General features: G+C 62.5%; 4 protein-coding genes and 1 tRNA gene. 2 read left to right on the top strand and 3 right to left on the bottom strand.

Annotation, left to right across the window (positions count from 1 at the left end):
• Nucleotides 1-340 (bottom strand): hypothetical protein (locus EOA27_RS25920; protein ID WP_145970530.1); only part of this gene is annotated, 340 nt, incomplete at its 3' end.
• 270 nt (nucleotides 341-610) lie between these two features.
• On the opposite strand from EOA27_RS25920, the gene EOA27_RS25915 reads away from it, so the two are divergent.
• Nucleotides 611-1078 carry a phasin gene (locus EOA27_RS25915; RefSeq protein WP_126079079.1) on the top strand — a complete coding sequence of 156 codons (468 nt, stop codon included), beginning with the start codon at nucleotides 611-613 and terminating at the stop codon, nucleotides 1076-1078.
• Nucleotides 1079-1412: 334 nt separating this feature from the next.
• A tRNA-His gene (locus EOA27_RS25910) sits at nucleotides 1413-1489 on the top strand.
• Nucleotides 1490-1797: 308 nt separating this feature from the next.
• Here the strand turns inward: EOA27_RS25910 and EOA27_RS25905 are convergent.
• Both EOA27_RS25905 and EOA27_RS25900 read right to left on the bottom strand, forming a co-directional pair.
• Entirely contained in the window at nucleotides 1798-2511 is a 714-nt protein-coding gene (locus tag EOA27_RS25905) for an alpha/beta hydrolase (protein ID WP_348526249.1), read from the bottom strand.
• Between the two features lie 110 nt (nucleotides 2512-2621).
• The coding region (locus tag EOA27_RS25900; protein ID WP_145970529.1) for an NAD-dependent succinate-semialdehyde dehydrogenase at nucleotides 2622-4003 on the bottom strand (1382 nt) is incomplete at its 5' end.

Here is a 4003-nt window from a genome sequence, read left to right as displayed (position 1 = left end):
CCTTCTCGCCGTCCGGCATCGTCACGGCGCTGGCCAGGAAGCCCACGGCCCGGCTCACCATGCCGGTGGCCAGCCTCACCGTGATGGCACGGTCGCTGCCAATCTCGGGAAAGCCGCTGGTCGCCATGATCTGCCGTCGGGCAATCAGCGGCAGCCGCGCCGAGGCGCCGATGATGGCCTCGATATCCGGATAGCCGAATACCGACGCCCCCGGTCCGTTCGCCCAGATCACCTGCTCGAGGTCGGCCGACAAAATGGCCAGGGCGTCGCCAGCGGCAAAGCGCTGACGCACCGCGTCGAGCACGGCGACGTCGAGGAAGGAGTAGTTTTCAGGCGGCATGCGCTGGGCAACCCTCCGGAGCGGGCATTTCAGTTAACGCTTTGTTAATAAAAGCCCGCGGTCCGAAGGTCCACAAGCCCTGGCTTGCATAGGTCGAAATCTCTGGGCTCTTGGTTAACGGCCCAGCGGCTGACGTTACGGTTGACGTACGGGAAGATTTTATGGTGCGCTGCAACAAAGATGTTGCAATGCACAAAAAAGCCTCTATATTGCCACCATACATGAACGAGACGGCTTTCTGTCAAAGCCGCTACCCGAAAAGGTTGGAAAATGTCCAAGACCACCGCTAAGACCGCTGCCGAGACCATCGAAAACGTTGAATTCCCGAGCTTCGACGCTTCCAAGGCCACCGACCAGATCCGCGCCTTCGCCGAGAAGGGCGTCGAGCAGTCGAAAGAGGCCTATGCCAAGCTGAAGACCGGTGCCGAGGAGACCCAGAAGGTTCTGGAGTCGACCTACGAGACCGCCAAGGCCGTCTCCAGTGACGTTTCGCTCAAGGCCATCGCCGCGCTGCGCGCCAATGCCGAAGCCGGCTTCTCGCACCTTGAAGCCCTGGTCGGCGCCAAGACCCTTTCGGAAGTCGTCGAGCTGCAGACCGCTTTCCTGCGCAAGCGCGCCGAATTGGCCGTGGAGCAGGCCAAGGAGTTCCAGGCCGTCGCCACCAAGGCGGTCGAGGATGTCTCCAAGCCGGTCAAGAGCGCCTTCGAGAAGGCGATCAAGGACGTCAAGGCTGCCTAATTTTCGCGCACAACTGTGCGCTGCATCAAAACGTCGCATTTCGTCAGACAAATAGTTATGCGATAGAGTTGAATAACCAGATACCCGGAAGCGGAACCTCCTCCCTCTGTTTCCGGGGTGACCAGCCAGCACCTCCTCCCGCTGGCTCGTAACAGGAAAAGGCCGGCACCTCCTCCCGCCGGCCTTTTCTTTTGCCTTATGAAAGGTGCGACGAGGACAACCCGTCCTTTGCCTTATTAAGGGCCTTGAATTAGAATCCGATAGCCCGTATTGGACGCATCGCCAACGATGGAGCGCATCCTCAGGATTCCTGGATAGCGCTCGCCTGGAATGTGCCGTTGTAGCTCAGTTGGTTAGAGCACCAGATTGTGGATCTGGGGGTCGCTGGTTCGAGCCCAGCCAACGGTACCATCGCCTTCTAGCGTAAGTAACTGATTTTTCGATTTAAATTGGAAAGTTCGATCGTAAGCTCGCATCTGCTTGCGATTTTCCCCACAAATTGTGCTCCCCATTTTGGTGCAAACGGATGGTAGGGACGAACGCGCGAAGAGCGCGCTTTGGTCGCTGCATCCTCCTCCATCATAGTGGTCTACTGCGATCGCGCACCTTTCGATCCGGATTTACACGTCGCCGCCCATGGAAGTTCTCGAACAGGACGCGTCATAACGTGGACGGATCACGTTCGTGAAGCTCTCTTACCGCTGGCGGCGATATGGCCTTCATGCGCCCAGCAGGCGAGCCAGGGATGATGCGGCCCCGGTTCCGGCCAAGCCAAGGTCGCGGACGCTGCTCATGTGGTTGGCCCCTGCAAGGCTTGTGCGCGAGACGGCAAGCCCTTGCCCTTCGAAACGCTCCGCAAGCGTGGCGGCCTGGCTGTGGAAGGGCGGCGTTTCCTCGGCGCCGACGGATATCTCAACCGCCACGTCCGGATCGAAGCGATGATTTATCGGCGAGAACCGCTCAACCTCGTCGTCGGTGATCGCGATTTCGGCCGCGAGAAACGACTCCTGCAACGGTCTTAGATCGTAGACACCGCCGAGCAGGAGCGCGCCTTTGATGCCTGAAGGCCGGGTGTTGTCGTCAAAGAGCATTGTCGCGAGATGCGCCCCCGCGGAATGGCCGCTTACCGTCAGGTGGTCGGGATCGCCGCCATAGCTCGCGATATGGTCGTCTATCCATTGCCTCGCGCGGCGTATTTGATCGACGATCGTCGCCATTCTCACGCTCGGCATCAGTGCGTAATCCACGACGACGGCAATCGCTCCGGCGTTGGCGACGGTGTCCGCTACGTAGGAATAGTCGCGCTTGGAGAACATGCGCCAGTAGCCGCCGTGAATGAACATGTGCACCGGCAGGTGATCGCGTTTGCCCTGCGGGAAGAACAGGTCGACGGTCTCCGTGCCGTCCGGTCCGTAAGGCACGTCGGCGGCCATCGGTACCTTGGCCCTGGTCTCGGCGCTGCGCCGGACGATCTCGGCGACGATGTCGTCGAACTCGGGGACATGGTCGCGAATACGGAATGGATCTTTCGCCATCTGTCTCATCAGATCGTCACGGCGATGTATTTCGCCTCCATGAACTCGGCAATGCCGTGCTTCTGGCCGCCCTCGCGCCCAAGCCCGCTCTGCTTGACGCCGCCGAAGGGCGCGGCAGGGTCCGACATCAGGCCACGATTGAGCGCGATCATGCCGGACTCGATCTTCGACGCCATGCGCATGCCTTTCGCAAGATCGCGCGTGTAGATATAGGCGGCAAGGCCGTATTCGGTATCGTTCGCCCTTGCGATGACCTCCGCCTCGTCCTCGAAGCGGCTGATTGGCGCCACGGGACCGAATATCTCCTCATGAGCCATGGCGGCGTCGGCCGGCACGTCGCTCAGCACCGTGGGCGGATAGAAAAATCCTCGGCCCTCGGCGACCGCGCCGCCGCACAGAACCTTGGCGCCACGCGCGACCGCGTCCTGGACGAGCCGATCGATCTTGTCCACGGCTTTCCTGGTGATCATCGGTCCGCATTCGGTTTCCGAATCCGTGCCCGGGCCGATGGCGAGCGCCGCCATGCGTTTGCGCAGGCCTTCGGCGAATGCGTCATGGATGCCCGCCTGGACGTAGAGCCTGTTGGCCGCCGTGCAGGCCTCTCCGGCGTTGCGCATCTTGGCGATCATCGCGCCGTCGAGCGCCGCCTCGAGATCGGCGTCGTCGAGCACGATGAACGGCGCATTGCCGCCAAGCTCCATCGAGCAGGAAATGACGTGCTTCGCCGCCTCGGCAAGGAGCAAGCGGCCGATGCCGGTCGAGCCGGTGAAGGAGAGCTTGCGCACCCGCGCGTCGGCCAGCATGGCCGCAGTCACCGGCCCTGGATTCGAAGTGGTGATGACGTTGACGACGCCCGGCGGCACGCCGGCTTCCTCGTAGAGGGCGGCAAGCGCGTAGGCCGTCAGCGGCGTCTCGCTGGCCGGCTTCAGGATGACGGTGCAGCCGGCGGCAAGCGCCGGCGCGATCTTGCGCGTGGCCATCGCCGGGAAGTTCCACGGTGTTATCAGAACGCAAATGCCGATGGGCTGGAAGTCGACCACGATCCGGTTCGCGCCGGACGGCGCAAGGCCGAACTCGCCGCTGATGCGAACCGCTTCCTCCGCGTTCCAGCGGAAGAACTCGGCCGCATAGGCGACTTCGCCGCGCGCGTCACGCAGGGCCTTGCCGTTCTCCAGCGAAATCAATGCGGCCAAAGTCTCGGCACGTTCGGTCATCAGCTCGAAGCAGCGCCTCAGGATCTCCGACCGCTTGCGCGGCGGGGTCTCGCGCCAGCCCGCCGCCGCCTGTGCCGCCGCCTCGACCGCTGCCGCGGCGTCGGCGAGCGTCGCGTCCGGAATCGCGGCGATCACAGCCTCGGTCGATGGGTCAACCACTTCGATGACGCGGCCGT

This window comes from Mesorhizobium sp. M2A.F.Ca.ET.037.01.1.1 (assembly GCF_003998075.1).
Lineage (GTDB): Bacteria > Pseudomonadota > Alphaproteobacteria > Rhizobiales > Rhizobiaceae > Mesorhizobium.
This window is presented reverse-complemented; position numbering and strand designations above follow the sequence as displayed.